The following is a 19,853-nucleotide window of genomic DNA, read 5'->3' on the forward strand; positions in this document are numbered from 1 at the left end:
AAGTAAAACAACCCATGAAAATAAAAATTCTTCTTCTTCTTTTATTCATCGTCAATGCTGTCAAAGCACAAATCACCGAGAAAATAACCATTCCCAATGGCGTAGTTTATCATTATGCAGATGATAAAATCAACGAAAAAGCAAAAAAACTGCTAACGGAGAGCCTTACGAATACAGCCAATGATGATCTGTTGGGAAAAAATTTAATTATCGGACCAACACTCTGGAAAAGGTTTAAAAATATTGAAAGCTTAAAAAGTATTCCTGATAGTTTGATTTTCCATATCGATGATGTGGAAATTGAAGGGAAAATGGCCAAAAAACTGGATGACTCCAAAAAAATATGGAATGAATTTAAAAAAGAAGTTTCCGGGAATTACCAGATAAGAAAAGCCAATGAAGATGAATTAAAATATTACTGGTCTACCATCTCATTTGATATTCAGGAACCCTTGTTCATCATTCAGACCGAGAACCACTATTATATTGTCAACTTTCTGAAGGAAAAGCTAAAATTATTCTGGCTGGATGAGTTCCCATATAAAAATTCTTACAGCAATCCTATTGACAACGGAATCTATAGAACGGATGGAACCATTAAAACGTATAAAAATGGCAATGAGGTATATGCTACCGATAAAGGCAACAAAGAAACTAAACTTGAAAAGGTCATATTCTTGTCCGGTGATTCAGAATTAAAGGCCAATTCTTCTTTTGAAGATATTAAATCAGTTATTGAAAAAACCAACAGAATTTTTGAGAATTTGTTTAAAGATTCTAAAAGTGAAGGAAAAATAATGATTCAATTTGAATTAGGAAAAAAGAAAAACGACATTCAGTTTGCAGTTAAAGATAATCCGGATCTGGAAATAATGAAAGAATTTGAAAAACAGGTGAATAAAGAAACATATCCTAATTCTAAAAAAAATACCGTTAAGTTTCAACTGCTTTATAAGGTTAATTCTTACAACGATATTGAATAAATGTCCACCATCATTAAAATAAAAAACAAGACCAATTGGCTATTGACCATTATATTAGGGTTAGGGTTACTCATACTCTCTTTTATTATTCTCATTATTATTCCTCTTTCAAGCCTTCAGGAGGAAAGTTCCTTTTTTATTTTACATTATATTTCATTTACCGCTCCATTTACAGTTTTTTTTATACTATTCCTGTATATCTGGCTATGGAATACCTTTGGAAAAACGGTTCTGACCATTGATCCCGAAACCATAAAAATTGAGTATAAAAATAAATTGTTTGCCAGCCCTAAAACTTACCTGAAAAAAGATATTAATCAGATTGAAATAAAAGATTTTCAGGTAGAAAGATATAAGTTGGGTGTTCGTTATCACTTTTCTCTGAATGGCTCAACCTACTCTGTTGTTTTTGTACATAATGGCAATGAAATAAGACTTATAGACTGGATTACAGAAACCAAAGCCTGTGAAATAGTGAATGAAATAAAAAAACAAGTGGTATTAAAATGAAAAAAAACGATCAATCAAAACACCGTATCTGTATTTCAAAGATAAAAAGAACTACTATTAAACCTTACGATGCTTTTCAATGGACAAAATTTTATGAAGACAATTATTCTTTTTATGATGCATATCCTGGCATCTCAATCCAATTAAATGCAGAAGAACTTCTGATCTGTTCTACTATTATTGACTTAGATAATTACAGTATTCTGACGACTCAGAAATTGATCACATCAGAAAAAGGAGTTTTAGAATCCGGGCTCATTATACATGCAGAAAATGGATTGTATGGAAATTTTAAAGGACATGGAAATGAGAAGTTTACTTTTGGAAAAATCATTCTGGAAAATGGAAAAATCTTAAAATATTTTATTGAAACTGGAAAAGCGTCAATGGTTATGGTCAATGGTGTTAAAACTTTAATTCAAATTAAATAATCCTCTACTCTTCTTCAATAAAAACATTTTTATAACTCCATGTAATATTATCACACTCAAAAGTGTCTTATTTAAAAAAAAATTACATGAAATCTATTCTCACCTGTATCGTTTTAATGTTTGCGATGCATCCTCTTCTTTCGCAGAAATCCCAAAAACTGGAACAGTTATTTTCAACGTATGAAAAAGCAGGATTGTTCAGTGGTTCTGTTTTGATTGCCGAAAAAGGAAAAATTATTTTTGAAAATAGCTACGGCTACAGAAATGCTCCTAAAAAAGAAAAAAATACCAATAACAGTCTTTATAGAGTTTTCTCCACCACAAAAATGTTCACAGCAACCGTTATTTTTCAGTTGGAAGAACAGGGAAAATTATCTCTGGATGACAAACTCTCCAAATATTATCCTGATTTTCCGAAGGGTGACAGCATTACTTTAGCTCATCTGCTTTCCCATACATCAGGAATTCAAAATCATACCAACTCTGAGGATACTGTAGATGAAGAAACATTTTTAAAATATATTTCTGCAAAACCCTTGAATTTTCCCCCGGGCAAAGATTGGGATTACTCCAATTCCGGATATTATATTCTGGGTTACATTATTAAAAAAATAACAGGTTCAGATTATGATAAAGTGATAGAGAATAATATCCTGAAGCCCCTTAAAATGAACCATAGCGGATTCAACTTCAACAATGTTACGGAGGAGAATAAAGCATTAGGTTATGAATTTCTATCCAACAATAAGTCTAATGAAGCATTACGTTTCAAAACCGACCATCCTTTTGGGGCCGGAGCCATGTATTCTACGGTAGAAGATCTTTTCAAGTTTAACGAAGCATTAAAGAATCACACCCTTCTGAAAAAGGAAACCACAGATAAAGCTTTTACTCCCTATCTCAAGGATCATTATGGATTAGGCTTCCAGATTTCGACTGTTTTTGACAAAAAACAGGTGGGGCATGATGGCGGCGGACCAGGTTACAGAAGCAGATATTACAGAATTCCGGAGGATGATATTTGTGTGATTGTCATATCAAATTCAGAACTTTCACACACGGATTTTATCTTTCCTCAAGTAGAAAAAATACTGTACAATAAACCATATAGCATTCCGGCCATTGCAAAAGTGAGTGCCGAGGATTTAAAAAAGCTGGAAGGTGTTTATTCCACAGAAGATTCAAATTTTTACATCACCAGTAACGATGGACACCTTGTTTTCAAAGAAGGCAGCTATCCAAGAAACGCTTTATTACCGAAAAGCAAAACATCATTTCAGCTGGATGAAAAATTCACCTGTACATTCCAACGGGATCAAGACGGAAAAATAAATACTCTGGTCATTCATTTCTGGGATGGAACTGTAAAAACAGCAAAAAGAAAGGCCAATACTCTTACGTGGGGAATTATCGGAAACGCAACGCCGAACGGTTGGGAAGGAAAAGATATACCACTACAAACAGATCCTAAAAATCCGAATATCTATTTTCTGAAAAATTATACGTTAAAAAAAGGTAATCTAAAATTCAGGGTTAATAATGACTGGGGGTACAGCCTTGGACTGAATAATGATAATCAAAGTATTGCCTTTGATGCCTATGACTTTCCCATCTCTGAAGATGGAATTTATGATATTGTCCTCGACATGACCAACGCTGTACAACCACAATACAGCATTAAAAAATCAAATCTATAAAACCAGTATTCACAAAGTAAAAAATACATATTTTAAAGCCGTTTTGTTTTCAAAACGGTTTTTATTTTTAATTTCCATTACTATTTTTTATTATTTTTATCTCACACAAAATCAAACACAAAATAGAATCTATGCCCCATTTTATAATAGATTGTTCACAGGATATTCTTCAGCAGAGAACACCCGATGAATTGATGGATGCAGTTTATGAAGCGGCAGACGGAACAGGACTGTTTGCTCCCAATGACATCAAAGTAAGACTTCAGCCTTATCAGTATTACAGGCTAGGTACAGGTAAGAAATACTTTTTACACGTATTCGGTTATATCATGCAGGGCCGTACGACAGATCAAAAAGCCGGTCTTTCAAAACAGATCAGCATCAGGCTTTCAAAATTGCTGCCGGATATTTCTTTTCTTTCTGTAAACATCAGTGATTTTGAAGCAGCGACCTACAGCAACAAAGCGCTCATCAATCCTGAAAATTCTGACCAGGACAGGCATTTTGGTTTATAACATTCAACTTTACACACACAACTAAACATTAATAATATGAGCTTAAAAACATTAGTCAGCAAAAGTGCACAGTACAACAACTGGGTGGTCAATAAATACATCGACTGGCTATCCACAAAGTCTGACGAACAGCTGAATCAGGAAACCATTTCGAGTTTTCCGACTATTTTAAAGACATTACACCATATCTGGCAAACCCAGGAATATTGGTGGAGTCATATTTCTGAAAAGGATGATTTTGATTTTGTAAAAACAGCAGAGACTACCAGCAAAGAAGATGTTTTCAATGCCATAAAAAACAACTCGCAGAAACTGGTAGATTATGTGGAAAGTTTATCTGAAGAAGATCTTTCAAAGAATGTAAAGATAGAATCTCAATGGTTTCAGTGTGATTTTTCCAAATACGAATACATCCAGCATGCTATTCTTCACAGCACGTATCACAGAGGACAAATCGTAACGATGGGAAGAAACATCGGAATTACTGATGCTCCTATGACCGATTTTAATTTCTGGAATATTTATAAAGATCAGCAATAAAAGCCCAATTTTGTGGATAAGTCTGAAATAGAATTTCCGGACACCGATCGAATCCAATTAAAATATTGATTTTAAATATTTTAAATCAAAACAGGCAGTTATCCACATTTTCAACTATTTGTGGATAACTTTCTATGATCTCTTTTTACCATTGTGGATAAACTATGGATAAGTTTTTAAGTCATTTAAAACATCCCTTACAAATATCTATAAATCATTATTTTATAATGGATACATTTTTTTATGGATTTTCCACAATGAAAAATCATGTGGATAATTTTTGTGGATAAAATTATCCCCACTTTTTCAGCTTTACTCTTTTATTTATTCAAAGTAATAATTTAAATTTAATCTATTTATTCATAAATCTTTATGAATATTTTTTATAAATTGCATTAAAAACAAATCACCAAGTAAAGAAATACATACCACAAAATATTTATATTCAATTAATTAAAAATATATTTATAAAAAAATACTATCAGAATAACAATGATTAACAATTGTTTTTTCTGATTCCTGAATAAAGCGGTTTAAGAATATAAACCATAATCAGCACAGATGATGTTTTACACAATGATGAAAAGTTATCCACAACCGAAAAAGTTTAATAACCCAATAATCCCTCATCCAGATGACAACAACCGACATCAAAAAAAACATCATTCCTTACCTTGGAGAAACAGCTCCTTATATTTCTATTCCTGAAAACACTATTTTCAACGGAAACAGAATGGAAGCTGAAATTTCCAATTATAACTTCACCAAAGAAAATTTTTCGAAACTCATCAAGGTATTATCTTCCCTGGGAAGCTGTAATTTATACAGACTTTTAAACACCAAATCCACAGAGCAGATTTATTTTATGGGTGAAAAGGTGAGAATAAGACAGCTTTCTTATAAAAAATCAGATTCAGCTTCTATTACCTGTGAAAGTTTTTTAGAATCCAAAAGAAAAGGAAAATCGTCACTTCTTATGAGAGACAACCATTCAGGAGAAGCGCTCTATTCTTTCGAGCTTGATTATCACATTATTGCTAAAGATACCTTTAAGTTGTTTTACAAAGATTATTTCAATGATGCTGCGGTAGAATATCATGACGAAAATCTTCCTGAAGGCGACATAACTATAGAAGATGCGCATCGGTTTACAGTTTTGCTTAACCCTTTTACTCCCAATCAATGCAAAGGTCATTTTGAAAATTATCCTATTGTTCCTTCCGTTTTCATTATGAATTGTACATTAAGAGAAATTTTCAACTTCATGGGCAGTACAAATACTTATGAGGTAGACAACCTGGAGGGTTTTGCTAGCAAAGCAATGCCTACAGGAATAAAATACCGGATTGAAATATCCCATCAGAAGTTTTTAAAAGACCTCATCTTTTTCAAATGTGAAATAAAAGATCTCCTGGGAACACTGTATGCGATCATTATCGTCAACCTGAGATCAAAAGATAAAAAATAAATTCCGGAGTTATCATTTAATGCTGGCCTTTTTACATTCTGATCATCAGATTTCCGGCAGTCTTTTGTAAATTTGGTTTAAATATAATATACTTAATTACTCTTATTGAAATGGAAAAATACGCAATATCATCAGACGGTCAGAAAATTCATTATAAAGAATCCGGAAATGGAAATCCTGCGCTGATCTTCGTCCATGGATGGCTTGGCAATACCGAATGGTGGGAAAGCCAGAAAGAATATTTCAAAGACCAATATCATATTGTTTTGATGGATCTTGCCGGACATGGAAAATCAGATGCTTCAAGGCAGGAATGGACAAGCGAAAGATATGCTGATGATATTAAATCAGTGGCTGATGCTGTTAACACGCAGGAAATAATTCTTGTAGGACATTCGATGTCCGGGGCTTATGTCCTGGAAGCTTCTTTAAAAATTCCTGAGGTAAAAGCCATCATTCTGATAGACACTCTAAAAAATCTGGACGAATCTTTTACCAGGGAACAAACTGAACAAGTGCTTTCTCAGTACAGAAAGGATTTCAAACACACTGTAGAAAACTTTCTGCCGCAATTTTTATTTGCAGAAGGAACACCTCCTTCTGTAAGAGAAAGAGTACAGCATGAATTCCTTCAACATGAATCCGAACTGGCAATCAATGCTCTCCGGCCTCTGTATGCAACAGATTTCAAAACGGTTGCAAAACAGATTCAAGTTCCCGTTATAGCCATTAATTCCGATGCTTCTCCTACACATCCGGAAAACAACAGAAAATATTTGAAAAATTATGATTATGTAACCATTGAAGGTGTCGGACATTATCCTATGCTGGAGAAACCTGAAGAATTTAATACCCTTTTGGATGGAGTCATCAAAAAATTAATCTAATATATTCCCATGCAGAATACCAGAATTTTCACAACTGCTTTTGCCAGTGTTTATCCACATTACATTCAAAAAGCTGAGAAAAAGGGACGCAGCAGAGAAGAAGTGCATGAAATCATATTCTGGCTGACGGGATATGATGAAAGTGATCTGCAGAACATCCTTAACAACAAAACCGACTTTAAAACTTTCTTTGAACAGGCACCTCAACTCAATCCAAATGTTTCATTGATCAAAGGAGTCATCTGCGGATATCGTGTGGAAGAAATTGAAGATGAACTGATGAGAAACATCCGGTACCTGGACAAATTGATTGATGAACTGGCCAAAGGAAAGAAGATGGAAAAAATTCTAAGAACAGCCTGAAAATTTAATTTCAAAAAGATTCACTGCTTAAATATGATTAAAAAGCTTCTCCAATTCAAAAAACTTCACGAAATTAGCGGTCTGTGCGTTAAATACTATTAATGAAATAAAAATTTAATTACAACATACAGCAAAACTTAGTATAAGTTTTCTTCGGGGCAGGGTGAAATTCCCTACCGGCGGTTACAGTCCGCGACTCCTTTCTTCGGAAGGGACTGATCTGGTGAAATTCCGGAACCGACAGTTAAAGTCTGGATGGGAGAAGAAAATGAGATGACCAATAAGATTCCTTATGGACTCTTGTTGCGTTGTATTTCATTTCCATGTGCCGAAGTGTATTTTAACTTTTAAAAGTAAAATAACATGGAAAAATTATTAGAACAATTCGGAGCAAACTCCAAAGAACGTGTAGAAAAAGCACTTCAGACATTACAACAGGGAAAAGGTATTCTACTGGTAGATGATGAAAACCGCGAAAATGAGGGCGATATCATCTTTCCCGCCTCCACTATTACAGAACAGGATATGGCACTTCTGATCCGCGAATGCAGCGGTATCGTCTGCCTTTGTATTTCCGAGGAAAAAAGCCGCCATCTTAATCTTCGTCCGATGGTGGAAAACAACAATTCAAAAAACCAGACCGCATTTACGATTTCCATTGAGGCAAGAGAAGGGGTGGAATCGGGAGTTTCTGCCAAAGACCGCGTGACAACAATCAGAACTGCTGTAGCAGCAAATGCCCAGGCAGAACATATTGCAAGTCCGGGTCATGTTTTTCCTCTGATTGCAAGAAAAGATGGTGTATTTGAAAGACGCGGACATACCGAAGGCAGTGTAGATCTTGTAAAAATGGCCAATCTTGGTGAAGATGCCGTACTTTGTGAACTGACGAATGAAGACGGTTCCATGGCAAGGCTCCCTGAAATTGTAGACTTTGCCATCAAAAAAGATATGAGTGTCGTAACCATTGAAGATATTTATGCTTACCGTAAAATGGTAATAAGCAATTAAACCCAAGCATTTTTAACGCACAGACCGCCTGTTGATCCGATCAGCAGGCATTTTTATTAAAAATATAATTAAAAAGAAAAAAAATTAACATTTGAATACTATTTTTTAATTATTTTTAACAAAAAAATTCTGACTATGAAAAAATCTCTACTCCTTTTACTAGGAGCATCTGCCATGATGTCTGCGCAGATCACGCTTACAAAAGCAGCCAATGACCCTATTTCCGGAAATATTGTTAATTACAACAACACAGCCGGCACCGTAAACAACTCTGCAACAGGTCCTAACGCAACATTTTCCAATGGCGGGCTTACGATGGGAGCAGCATCACAAACAACGTATTCAACTCCTAGTTCTACTGAAATAGCAACTTTCCCGGGTTCTACTCTTAAAATGGTAGACGGAGCAACAACCGTTTATTACAAAGCTTCAACTTCTAAACTGGAAATTACAGGAATTGTAAATACACAGGCCACTTTAAACTTTAGTGTGGATAACGGTACTCATATTAATTATCCAACAACGTACGGACCGACACAGAACGACACCGCCAAAGGTACTTTTTCCTCATCTTCTGCCAGCGGATTATTCAGTGGTACAATGACTGCCATTGCTGATGCATATGGAACTTTAATTATAGGCAATCAAACATATAGTAATGTTCTTAGAGTAAAATTCACACAGAATTTCAATCTGTATTCATCTCTGGATGTTACTTATTCTAACCCTATCGGAGCAATAACCAATACAGCCTATTCTTATTACGATGCTTCTCACAGATATGCCCTGCTTAATTCTACAAGCGGAAATATCAGTATTCCACTGTTGAGCATCAACCAGAATGTAAAAACTACATTTGCATTAAGTGAAACATTCCTGGGCGTAAACAGTGCAGTAAAAAAAGAGAACTTAGTGGTTTATCCTAATCCTGCACAGGATTTTATCGGTTTCAAAGGAAATACGGATAACTATTCCAAAGCAGATATTTACAGTCTGGATGGTAAACTGGTTAAAACTTCAGATGTAAAGTCCGGAAACATCCAGATTTCAGATCTTCCTCCTGCATCTTATTTTATTCAGATCAGCGGAAAAAATGCTGCAGATACAAAGAACACAAAATTCATTAAGAAATAATAAAACAAAATCCCCGCTCCTACAAATGAGCGGGGATTTCTTATTAACATTCAAATTAGCATCTAAAAGGTAGCTGCAGGTGCAGTATCATTATTAAGCTTTCGCTGAATTTCTGTCTTTTTCCCTTTCGAGAAATCATAGCTCAGTCCTAATACAAACATGGATTTGTTGTTCATAATCTGTGTATGAACTTTATAATCTACGAGACTTTCCGGTAAGCTTTTCGTTTTATATTCCGAAGGCATTCCTATCCAGTACATTCCTGTAGAAAATGTCCAGTTCTTATGTTTATAGCTCGCGAAAATATTATTCTGGTTTTCATTCGTATTAAGAAATGCTCCATTAAGGCTGTATACCGGAATATTGAACTGGTACTGAACGGAGAAAGATTTATATTCTGAAGAAAGCGAAAAGTAATTTCCTAAATAATCATTTTTTATCAGAGCACCTTTACTAGTTCTTACTGTTTCAGAAGTTGGTGTGATTACAGCTTTTATAACCAAAAGAGTATTCCCGAAAGGTTTATAAGATCCTGTTAACTGAACTCCATATCTCTGAGCATTCTTCCCATTTTCATAAGTCAGGGCATACCCATTCAATACATCATCGTGAACGTAGTACTGATTGATTACTCTGTTGGTATACCGGTAAAATAAGCCTGCATTAAAATCAAAATACTTATTATTAAAAGAATAAGTCAGGTTATTAGAAAAAACCTGCTGAGATTGTAAAAAAGGATTTCCCCTCTGAACAATATTAGGAGCCAGCTGCACGACATTGCTACTCAAAGCATTACTCCATGGACTTACCGGATTATAACTTGCTGTAAAACGTAGGTTCTGATTTCCTTTAAGCTGATAAGCTAAAATAACCTTTGGAGTAAAAGTCCATTCATCAAAAGTATTTTCTGCACTATTATTGTGAATATTGGTAAGCCCTGCTCCGATACGATAACTGAATTGATCTGCTTTTCCTGCAAATTCACTGTAAAAATACTGTTCCAGATAAGTAACATTATATTGAGAGTATCCGGCAAGATTATTCAGATCATTGGAAATAGAAGACCTTGAAATCCGGTATCCGGACGAAAGTTTTCCTGACTTGAAATCATGTATATGCGCAAGTTCCCCAACGAAACTCGTTTGCTTTGCTTTCAATACCATATCATTGTCATATACAGACAATCCCGAACCAACAATCCATTCTTTGGCCGTTTCTGTTGTATTGGTGGTGTAATGAGAACCTACTACATTAATACTCAACTCATCTTTTTCACCGATCTTTTTAGAATAATAGAGATCCAGCTTAGGAATCACATAATCCGAGCCATTATTTTTAAACATATTGTGTTCTTCTTTCAGATGATCTTCGGTAAAGACGCTCTGTCCTGTTCCTTTCGAAAACCTGCTGAAAATATCCATATTCAGTTTAGCCTGAAAAGCATAGTCGTCGGGAACAAGTCTCGTATAGCGCAAAGCTATACTCTGGAAGGTATATCCAAAATGATCTTTGCGGTTTTCATCAGACCGGTAATGCTTCCCGTTCAGCTGATAATCATAGATGCTGTTTACTCTTCTGTCATTATAATCCCTAAGATTCAGGGAATATTCCAGTCCGAAATTATTTTTCCCTTTAGTATAATTGGCGTAGGCAGAACCGTTCACAAATCCGGTATTCAAAGCCGTAGATACATCAGCCCCGAAAACATACCCTGTTTCTATGGATCTTGTCAGAATATTAACTACCGTATCTGCTCTCGTAGCCCATCTTGCTGGCGGAATATCATAATATTCTACTTTCACCACTTCACCGGGCGCAACACTTCGGATCTGCATATCTGTAGCTTCAATCCCGTTGATAAGAAATAGTGTGGTTCCACCTTTCGTACTGGTAATGGTATTTTCTACGGGATTCAGTTGTAACTCCGGAAGTGTGCTGAGTAAATCTTTTGCATACCGTGCTCTGGCAAGCGCTTCTTTATCAAAAGTATAAACAGCTTTGTCTGCAAACTGTTTTTTACGCTGTGATTTTAAAATAACTTCCTGAATTTCTTTGGTTGTCCCTACATCAGCCGTATCATTTTTCTTCTCCTGTGAAAACATAAAAGCACTGCAAAGAAAGAAGATGGTATATATAGTTTTTTTCATGTCTGAAGATGAATTATACTAGTAGGACAATCAATGGCTGATGACTATTACATTAATAATAGCAAACAATTAAAAAATCAACATGTTTTTTTTAATTTCCATTTATTATGTTAAATTCAGCCCGTTTTTTGCTGGTATTTTTTTACATCACAAAATATAGAGTCATGAAAAAAGCATTCATAGTAATTCCGTGCTTCCTGTTTTCTGCCCTGGGAGCTCAGGAAATTCAGAACAGCCCGGCAGAGAAAATGAATATCATCAAGACCAATGTCACGGCTTATGCGTTCAGAAATATCAATCTGTCTTATGAAAGAGCTATCAGCCAATGGCTTTCTGTGAATATCGGTTTCGGAACAATGCCCGAAGGAAAAGTACCTTTCATTAATGCTTTTCTGAAAGATGAAGATGAAAAAAGATTCCAGAATCTTAGAGTAAAAGCAACCAATTTCACCATTGAACCAAGATTTTATATCGGTAAAGGCTATGGAAAAGGATTTTATTTTGCTCCTTATTACCGGTACTCAAGTGTTACTTCCAATACTTTTGATTTTTATTATGATTATAAGGGTCCGAATGGAGTTACCTATCCAATTCCACTCAAAGGACAGGGGGACACCAATGGAAACAGCAGTGGGTTAATGGTTGGTGTACAATTCTTTTTGACCAGAAGCCAGAATCTTGTCCTTGATTTCTGGATCGCTGGAGCCCATTACGGAAGCGGAAAAGGTGATTTTACCATGACCTCGGATTATGTACTGACGCCTGATATGCAGGCTCAGCTTAAAAAGGAAATTGAAAATCTGGACATTCCATTTGTTAAGTATACCGTAGAAACCAATGCCAATGGTGCCAGAATAAAAGTAGACGGGCCGTGGGCAGGCTTCAGAAGCGGGCTTTCCATTGGATATCGGTTTTAAGAAATCATTCTTAATATAGTATTCAACCGTTCTTTTTAGGAACGGTTTATTTTTTTCTGAATTTTGTATCTTGGATGTCATTATAAAAAAACTTTCTGGAAACAACATCTATGGACTCATCCTCAATCACCACAGGTCAAAGAATCAAAGCCATCATTGGCGGATCTATCGGTAATCTCGTCGAATGGTATGACTGGTATGCTTACGCTGCCTTCGCCATTTATTTCTCCCATTCATTTTTTCCTGATTCTGATCTGAATGCCCAATTGATGAATACTGCAGGGATCTTTGCCGTAGGTTTTCTCATGCGCCCTATCGGCGGCTGGATGTTCGGAAGCATTGCAGATAAGATCGGAAGGAAAAAAGCAATGACGCTCTCCGTCCTGCTGATGTCTTTTGGATCTCTGCTGATTGCCCTTACTCCCACTTATCAGTCTATTGGTATTCTGGCTCCTTTATTACTTTTACTGGCAAGATTGCTTCAGGGGCTAAGTGTGGGTGGTGAATATGGAGTTTCCGCCACTTACCTCAGCGAAATGGCCACCCAGGACAGAAGAGGATTTTATTCAAGTTTTCAATATGTCACTTTGATTGGCGGACAGCTTATAGCTTTAGGTATCCAGCTTATTTTACAAAAATTATTACTCACTGAGGCACAGCTTGAAGAATGGGGATGGAGAATTCCTTTTGTGATCGGAGCTATGCTTTCTATTATTGCCTTATATCTTAGGGCTAATCTTCATGAAACCGAAGCTTTTGAAAATAAAAAGGAAGTCAGCGAAAAGAAAAAAGGAACCGTAAAAGAACTTCTGAAACATCCAAAAGCATTACTTACCGTTGTGGGGCTGACTTTAGGAGGAACGCTGGCATTTTATACCTACACCACTTATATGCAAAAATTTCTGGTGAATACCGTACACCTTACAAAGGAAGAATCTACATTAGTCTCCTTTGTTTCACTCTTTATATTTGCCTGTCTTCAGCCTGTATTTGGAGGATTATCAGATAAAATCGGAAGAAGGCCGCTTCTTTTAGGTTTTGGTATTTTAGGAACTTTATGTACCGTTCCGCTCCTTACGGCTCTCAGTACTACCACTTCAATATGGGGTGCATTTTTCCTGATTATGGCAGCTTTAATTATTGTAAGCGGCTACACTTCGATCAATGCGGTAGTAAAAGCAGAACTTTTCCCTTCTGAAATCAGGGCGCTTGGTGTAGGTTTACCTTATGCTATTACTGTTGCTGTATTTGGCGGAACAGCAGAATATATTGCGCTTTGGTTTAAAAAAATAGGGTCAGAAGAATATTTTTATTGGTATATAACAGGCTGTATTCTTTTTTCCCTGCTCGTTTACATCGGGATGAAAGACACCAAAAATACCTCTACACTGGATAAAGATTAATATTACAAATTTTACAAAAAACATGCGCCACAGAAAATCTGCGGCGCATATTCTATTTTTAATGATAGGCCTGTTTAAATTTTTCAATCATATGATCCAGATTATGACGCTGGACATAGATACTTTTTACCTCTTCATACCTCGGCGATTTGTAGAAAACTTCATGGAAATCCATGCTGCCGTTTCCTACTTTCACAACTTTCTGTACTTCGATATTCAACTTTCTTAATTCGTCTTTGAAGACTTTAAATTCATCTTGTATACTACTACTGCTCATTAATATTTTTAGTTTTTTAGTTAAAAATTCCTTCTACCCCTTCAAATGTCAGGGGTAACATCTCAAATTCCGAATAAAGTTACTAAATTTATTGACACAAAGTAGCAGTTTGGCAATATTTTATTATTTTTCTTACAAATAGTAAGTTGATATTATCCGATTGATGCATATTTCGTATTTTTAATCTCACAAAAAATTGTAACAACCTTATACAAACTATGAGTATCAAAGCATTTTTCTCTTTATTCTTTCTAACACTGCTGACTTTTCTGCATGCTCAAAAAATGGAATTCAAAGCACCGGATTATGCTGCTATTCAAAAAAGTATTGAGGATAAAAATTCAGAATTCTATTATCCAAAGCTTTTAAAAAGATTAAAACAGAATGATACGCTCCTTACCAGCAATCAGTACCGCCATCTTTATTTCGGATATACATTTCAAAAAGAATATCAGCCTTATAAAATAGGAAAGAAAGCTGAGGAAGTAGCCAAATATTACCGAGGCGAAGGGATTTCACAAAAAGATCTCTCAAAGGGGATCCAGTTGTTTTTGGGTGCGTTGGAGGAAAATCCACTGGACTTGCGGGCTATGAATTATCTCGCTTACTTGTATCATTTGAATAAAGATGATGCTACCGCCGAAAAAATTGCAGGAAATTTCCACGGATTATTAAATGCCATTCTTACTTCCGGTGATGGTCTGACATGTGAAACAGGTTTTCATGTGATTTCTGTAACAGATGAATATGTTCTTTTAAACAGATTTCAAATGGAAACAAAATCTCAAAGTCTGAAGGGAAAATGCGATTATCAGGAGTTTGAAAAGGACCAATATAAAGTTCCCGGATTTTATTTTGACATCAGCAGGTTCTATGGAAAAATATTGGATTAATCATCCCGGGAACTACTCATCAATTTAATATTTGAACCATTTAACAAAAAATAGCTAAAATAAATTTCATATGATTTTGCCCTGAACAAAAGGGTTGAGAAGGAGGAGAAATATTTTTTTTCAAAAAAAATCAAATAGTGTGTAACATTTTTTAAAGGTTCGTCTCTAAAAGACAAATACACTTTAAAACTTTAGAAATCATGAAAAAATTTACATTCCTTTTAATTATCATGTTATTTTTTTTAGCAGTATGCAATATATTCGGTCAGCAAAAAGCCTATCCGTTTGAAGTACAGAAAACAGGAAAAGGAGATCAGGCATTAATTTTCATTCCCGGATTTGCCTCTTCAGGTGACGTCTGGAATGAAACCACCGCAAAGTTTGAAAAAGATTTCACCTGCTATACTTTAACAATGGCTGGCTTTGCCGGAACAAAACCTCAGACAGATGCCAGTTTTACAGATTGGGAAAGAGGAATTGCCACTTATATCAAAGACAATAAAATTGAGAAGCCCATTCTTATCGGACACAGTATGGGAGGCGGCCTTGCCTTGGCCATAGCGGCAGATTATCCGGAGCTTGCAGGTAAAATTATCATCGTAGACACGCTTCCCTGCCTGGCAGCACTATCTGATCCCCATTTTACATCGAAAGAAAATAATAACTGTTCGCCTGCGATTGCTCAATTGACAGCTATGAACGATGAGCAGTTCCGGAAAATGCAGGCACAGGCGATGCCCCGTCTTCTGGCAGATGCTTCTATGCAGGAAACGGTAATTAACTGGAGTATGAAATCGGACCGAAAAACATTTGCTAAAATATACTGTGATTTTTATAATACCGATCTCAGAGAGAAAATAAAAAACATCCAATGTCCTTCTCTTATTCTTCTGGAATCTTATTTTGTCACTCTAAAGCCAACGATTGAAAACCAGTACAAAAATTTAAAAAATGCCAATATGCAGTATGCTTCAAAAGGTTTGCATTTTATCATGTACGATGATAAGGATTGGTATTTTAATCAGCTTACTCACTTTTTATCTGCGAAATAATGGTTTTTGAAGAGATATATGAACTCTACTGGCAAAGGATATTCCGTTTATGTATGGGATATGTGAATGATGCCGAACTTGCTCAGGATCTTGCCCAGGAAACCTTTATCATCGTCTGGCAGCAGCTTCCGAAATTCAGGAATGAATCCAGTATAGGGACGTGGATTTTCAGAATTGCATCCAATAACTGCCTCTGGCAGATTGAAAAGGAAAAGAAATTCAGCAAAACCGATCTCCCCATCAATCTGGAAGAGAAAAAACAGGAATCTATAGAACCTCAGATCCAGATGCTCTACCAGTTTATTTCGGAACTGCCTGAAACGGACAGAATTATTATTTCATTGGAACTGGAGGAAGTGAAACAGGCTGAGATCGCCCATATCGTAGGACTTTCAGAATCCAATATAAGGGTAAAGATTCACAGGATAAAAGAAAAATTAACACAAAAGTTTAAAGAAAATGGATTCTAATATGGATTTTAAAAATATATGGAAGCAGCAGACTTCCGGCAAACCTGATCTGGATGCGCTTCTCGGTAAGCTGAAAAAATTCAGAAATCAAAATCTGCGCAGACTGATCTTTGCTAATATTGGATTAATCGCTACCTCCTTATTGATTCTTTTTATCTGGTACCGTTACCAGCCTGAAATGATCACTACAAAAATCGGGATTGTACTTGTCGTGCTGGGAATGGTTATTTTTCTTCTTGCCTACAACAAAATGTTTATGATATTTTACAAGATTGATCAGACGCAGTCAAACAACGAGTATCTCCAGAGTTTATATGTAGTAAAGAGTAAGCAGAAATTTATGCAGACCACCATACTTAACTTATATTTTGTCATGCTCTTTCTGGGAATATGCCTGTATATGTACGAATATACTTCAAGAATGACCCTTAGCTCAGGTATTCTGGCCTATGCTTTAACATCTGTCTGGATTGCTTTCAACTGGTTTTATCTGAGACCGCGAACAATAAAAAAACAGCAAGGTAAACTTGACGAATTAATTAATAAATTTGAAGAGATCAATAATCAATTAAAAGAATCATGATATCGTCTGACAACAAAAATCACTGGGAAAATGTATATGAAACCAAAAATCCGGATCAGGTAAGCTGGACCCAGAAAAAACCTCAGACTTCCCTTGATTTTATACATTCTTCCGGATTGGGAAAAGAGGCCAGCATCATAGACATTGGTGGTGGAGACAGCAACCTTGTTGATTTTCTTCTTGAAGAAGGTTATGAAAATATTACAGTTCTTGATATTTCTGCCAAAGCTTTGGAAAAGGCACAGAAACGACTTGGAGCAGCAGCAGACAAAGTAAAATGGATCACTAGCGACATTACGGCTTTCGAACCTATGGAAACCTATGATATCTGGCATGACAGAGCAGCCTTTCATTTCCTGACCACCCCGGAACAGGTTTCAAAATATATTGATATTGCAGAAAAGAAGGTGAACCATTTTATGATTGTCGGAACTTTTTCGAAAAACGGTCCTACGAAATGCAGCGGATTGGATATTCAGCAGTATGATGAAGAATCATTATCCGAAAAATTTGAAAAAAGTTTTAAAAAAGTAGACTGTATTACTGAAGATCACACCACTCCTTTTGACACCATTCAAAATTTTGTATTCTGCAGTTTTAAAAAGTAGTAATGAATTGTATGTATTTTTTATTTATTTTTAAATTCCCAACCATTTAAATAAAAATACTATGAAAAAATTATTATTTCTGCTTATTTCAGGCACATTCTGCTCAAATTTTTATTCACAACATTTGGAATTTCAGGAATGCGGAACCGATGAATTAATGAAAAAATATTATGAAAGGTATCCTGAAGAGAAAGCGCGTGACGATGCTTTCAACCTGGAATTGTCAAAAATGATCAAAAGTGGCAAATTTACGTCTAAGCTCAACAATCAGGTATACGAAATCCCTATTGTTGTACACGTTGTAGGAGACGGAAGTGCTATAGGAACTGCTAATAATAAGTCTGACGCAGACATCATTGCATGGATAAACTATACCAATGGTGTTTTTGCAGGAAGTTCCACCAGCGGAATGTCAGGAACAAGTGCAATACTGCCTGTCAAATTTGTTTTTGCAACCAAGGATCCAAACTGTAATGTAACTAACGGGATCAATAGAATCAATGCTTCAGGTCTTCCCAAATATGTAAGCGGCGGTGTAAATAATGACAATACAACCAATGCCGTAACTGCTTCTGAGATTACTGCAATGGGAATGTGGGATACTTCTAAATATTATAATATCTATGTTGTTAAAAAATTAACATCCAACTCCGGAGGATTAAATGGCTTCGCTTATTATCCGGGAGGAAGCAAAGATTATGCTTTTATGGCAGCAAGTGCATCCGCTGTTAATGCTCAGACTTTAGGGCATGAATTCGGACACGCTTTGGGACTCCGACATACGCATGAGGGATACAATGAAACTACAGGAGACTGCCCTGTCAACAATGACTGTACTTTAGAAGGAGATCTTGTTTGTGATACTGAGCCTATGAAAAGTCTTTATCATTCGTCAGTTCCTCACACATGTCAAACCGGACAGATCAATCCTTGTACCACCCAATTATACAATGGTGGTGAGAGAAATGTGATGGCTTATACCTACTGTTTCAGAGATTTATTTACACAAGGACAGACCAACAGAGCTACAGCACAGCTTTTACAATACAGACAATCGCTGATCAACTCACCGGTTGGATTTCCAACTACTATTAATAACAATGTAACATTAACCAATGCATGTGCTCCCGCAACCATTACAAATCCGGGTAATTACAATGTAGGAATTACTTTGGTAAAGTTTGGAAGTATTAATAATTATTCAACTAATTATAAGCAGGCAACCAATAATTTTTATGAAAACTTTACCGGTACTTACTGTTTGGGGATTTCAAAAACCAATATTCCACAAAATGCCGCCACCACACTTACTGTAGCTCCGGGAACAAACAACCCTCACATTATCAAAGCATATATTGATTATAATAATGACGGTCAATTCGATGAATCTACAGAGCTGGTTCTTAATCAAAGTGGAATAAGCAATGGTTCATTGGCTACAGCACAGGTAACTCCTCCTGCAGGTGCAATAACCAATACTCCTTTAAGAATGAGGGTCATTGGAGAATACAACGGAACAGCAGTAACGGCATGCTTTACTCCAAAGTACGGACAGGTGGAAGATTACTCCGTCATCATTGAACCTCAGAATGTATTAGCAATAGAAAATGCAGGATTGAAAAATGCACCTGTTATTTTTAAAGATGAAAATTCAGTATCTGTAAGAAGTAATGTGAAAATCTCCTCGGTACATATTTATGATGCTGCAGGAAGATTACTGATGAGAAAAAATGATATTAAATCTTCAGAATTCAAATATCCTGTTGACCAGAAAAATATAATCATCACGGCTACAGCAGTACTGGAAGACGGAAAAGTAATTACGAAGAAATTAAAATTTTAATTATTTCAATTGACTAGTCCTGAAAAACTGATACAGATTATAGTACAAAAATAAATAATTAAACCAGAGTAATTTTACTATTGCTTTGGTTTTTGTTTTTATAGGTTTTCATTTTAATTTG

21 protein-coding genes and 1 riboswitch are annotated in these 19,853 nt (G+C 35.7%); of the genes, 19 read left to right on the plus strand and 2 right to left on the minus strand.

Translation table 11 applies throughout. From position 1 onward, the window contains the following. Positions 1–14: 14 nt before the first annotated feature. From FFS26_RS20480 to FFS26_RS20530, 11 genes are all read left to right on the plus strand, one after another. Positions 15–983, plus strand: a complete 969-nt coding sequence (locus FFS26_RS20480) for a hypothetical protein (protein ID WP_137905994.1) — start codon at positions 15–17, stop codon at positions 981–983. Next, a complete protein-coding gene (locus tag FFS26_RS20485) occupies positions 984–1,493 on the plus strand; it encodes a hypothetical protein (protein WP_137905995.1) in 510 nt (169 codons plus the stop codon). After that, complete coding sequence (locus tag FFS26_RS20490; protein WP_137905996.1) at positions 1,490–1,924, plus strand: hypothetical protein; 435 nt, start codon at positions 1,490–1,492, stop codon at positions 1,922–1,924. Before FFS26_RS20485 ends, FFS26_RS20490 begins: the two co-directional genes overlap by 4 nt. An 86-nt stretch (positions 1,925–2,010) precedes the next feature. Further along, on the plus strand, positions 2,011–3,621 hold the full coding sequence (locus FFS26_RS20495; RefSeq protein WP_137905997.1) for a serine hydrolase: 1,611 nt from the start codon (positions 2,011–2,013) through the stop codon (positions 3,619–3,621). A 131-nt stretch (positions 3,622–3,752) separates the two neighbouring features. Next, positions 3,753–4,136 carry a 5-carboxymethyl-2-hydroxymuconate Delta-isomerase gene (locus FFS26_RS20500; RefSeq protein WP_110008174.1) on the plus strand — a complete coding sequence of 128 codons (384 nt, stop codon included), beginning with the start codon at positions 3,753–3,755 and terminating at the stop codon, positions 4,134–4,136. Positions 4,137–4,172: 36 nt separating this feature from the next. Beyond that, positions 4,173–4,676 (plus strand): DinB family protein, encoded by a 504-nt coding sequence (locus tag FFS26_RS20505; RefSeq protein WP_110008175.1) that lies wholly within the window; start codon positions 4,173–4,175, stop codon positions 4,674–4,676. 634 nt (positions 4,677–5,310) lie between these two features. Then, complete coding sequence (locus tag FFS26_RS20510) at positions 5,311–6,144, plus strand: hypothetical protein (protein WP_137905998.1); 834 nt, start codon at positions 5,311–5,313, stop codon at positions 6,142–6,144. A gap of 110 nt (positions 6,145–6,254) precedes the next feature. Then, positions 6,255–7,031: an alpha/beta fold hydrolase gene (locus tag FFS26_RS20515; protein WP_137905999.1), complete on the plus strand. Its 777-nt coding sequence runs from the start codon at positions 6,255–6,257 to the stop codon at positions 7,029–7,031. Between the two features lie 9 nt (positions 7,032–7,040). Further along, positions 7,041–7,394 (plus strand): DUF2200 domain-containing protein, encoded by a 354-nt coding sequence (locus FFS26_RS20520; RefSeq protein ID WP_110008178.1) that lies wholly within the window; start codon positions 7,041–7,043, stop codon positions 7,392–7,394. 145 nt (positions 7,395–7,539) lie between these two features. Next, positions 7,540–7,665: riboswitch (FMN riboswitch) on the plus strand. Between the two features lie 92 nt (positions 7,666–7,757). Continuing rightward, on the plus strand, positions 7,758–8,405 hold the full coding sequence (gene ribB, locus FFS26_RS20525) for a 3,4-dihydroxy-2-butanone-4-phosphate synthase (protein WP_137906000.1): 648 nt from the start codon (positions 7,758–7,760) through the stop codon (positions 8,403–8,405). 135 nt (positions 8,406–8,540) lie between these two features. Next, complete coding sequence (locus tag FFS26_RS20530; RefSeq protein WP_137906001.1) at positions 8,541–9,539, plus strand: T9SS type A sorting domain-containing protein; 999 nt, start codon at positions 8,541–8,543, stop codon at positions 9,537–9,539. A gap of 62 nt (positions 9,540–9,601) precedes the next feature. On the opposite strand, the gene FFS26_RS20535 is transcribed toward FFS26_RS20530, so the two are convergent. Next, positions 9,602–11,686 carry an outer membrane beta-barrel protein gene (locus FFS26_RS20535; protein WP_137906002.1) on the minus strand — a complete coding sequence of 695 codons (2,085 nt, stop codon included), beginning with the start codon at positions 11,684–11,686 and terminating at the stop codon, positions 9,602–9,604. A gap of 164 nt (positions 11,687–11,850) precedes the next feature. Between FFS26_RS20535 and FFS26_RS20540 the strand changes: the two genes are divergently transcribed. Next, a complete protein-coding gene (locus tag FFS26_RS20540; RefSeq protein ID WP_228449470.1) occupies positions 11,851–12,603 on the plus strand; it encodes a DUF3575 domain-containing protein in 753 nt (250 codons plus the stop codon). Between the two features lie 110 nt (positions 12,604–12,713). Continuing rightward, positions 12,714–14,006 carry an MFS transporter gene (locus FFS26_RS20545; protein WP_137906004.1) on the plus strand — a complete coding sequence of 431 codons (1,293 nt, stop codon included), beginning with the start codon at positions 12,714–12,716 and terminating at the stop codon, positions 14,004–14,006. Positions 14,007–14,064: 58 nt separating this feature from the next. Here the strand turns inward: FFS26_RS20545 and FFS26_RS20550 are convergent, their stop codons facing one another. Further along, entirely contained in the window at positions 14,065–14,283 is a 219-nt protein-coding gene (locus tag FFS26_RS20550) for a hypothetical protein (RefSeq protein WP_110008184.1), read from the minus strand. A 218-nt stretch (positions 14,284–14,501) separates the two neighbouring features. Between FFS26_RS20550 and FFS26_RS20555 the strand changes: the two genes are divergently transcribed. The 6 genes from FFS26_RS20555 (at position 14,502) to FFS26_RS20580 (ending at position 19,732) form a co-directional block, all read left to right on the plus strand. Beyond that, positions 14,502–15,176 carry a DUF4919 domain-containing protein gene (locus tag FFS26_RS20555; RefSeq protein WP_137906005.1) on the plus strand — a complete coding sequence of 225 codons (675 nt, stop codon included), beginning with the start codon at positions 14,502–14,504 and terminating at the stop codon, positions 15,174–15,176. A 200-nt stretch (positions 15,177–15,376) separates the two neighbouring features. Beyond that, the gene (locus FFS26_RS20560) at positions 15,377–16,228 is read left to right on the plus strand and encodes an alpha/beta fold hydrolase (protein ID WP_137906006.1); all 852 of its coding nucleotides are present in this window, start codon (positions 15,377–15,379) and stop codon (positions 16,226–16,228) included. Next, positions 16,228–16,698, plus strand: coding sequence for an RNA polymerase sigma factor (locus FFS26_RS20565; protein WP_137906007.1), 471 nt, complete (start codon positions 16,228–16,230; stop codon positions 16,696–16,698). The genes FFS26_RS20560 and FFS26_RS20565 overlap by 1 nt, the downstream gene beginning before the upstream one ends. Continuing rightward, positions 16,688–17,281, plus strand: a complete 594-nt coding sequence (locus FFS26_RS20570) for a hypothetical protein (protein ID WP_110008188.1) — start codon at positions 16,688–16,690, stop codon at positions 17,279–17,281. The genes FFS26_RS20565 and FFS26_RS20570 overlap by 11 nt, the downstream gene beginning before the upstream one ends. After that, positions 17,278–17,889 (plus strand): class I SAM-dependent methyltransferase, encoded by a 612-nt coding sequence (locus FFS26_RS20575; protein WP_110008189.1) that lies wholly within the window; start codon positions 17,278–17,280, stop codon positions 17,887–17,889. Before FFS26_RS20570 ends, FFS26_RS20575 begins: the two co-directional genes overlap by 4 nt. Before the next feature lie 61 nt (positions 17,890–17,950). Then, the gene (locus FFS26_RS20580) at positions 17,951–19,732 is read left to right on the plus strand and encodes a GEVED domain-containing protein (protein WP_137906008.1); all 1,782 of its coding nucleotides are present in this window, start codon (positions 17,951–17,953) and stop codon (positions 19,730–19,732) included. Positions 19,733–19,853: the final 121 nt, after the last annotated feature.

Origin of the sequence: Chryseobacterium sp. 2VB (assembly GCF_005503635.1) — a bacterium.
Classification (GTDB): Bacteria; Bacteroidota; Bacteroidia; order Flavobacteriales; family Weeksellaceae; genus Chryseobacterium; species Chryseobacterium cupriresistens.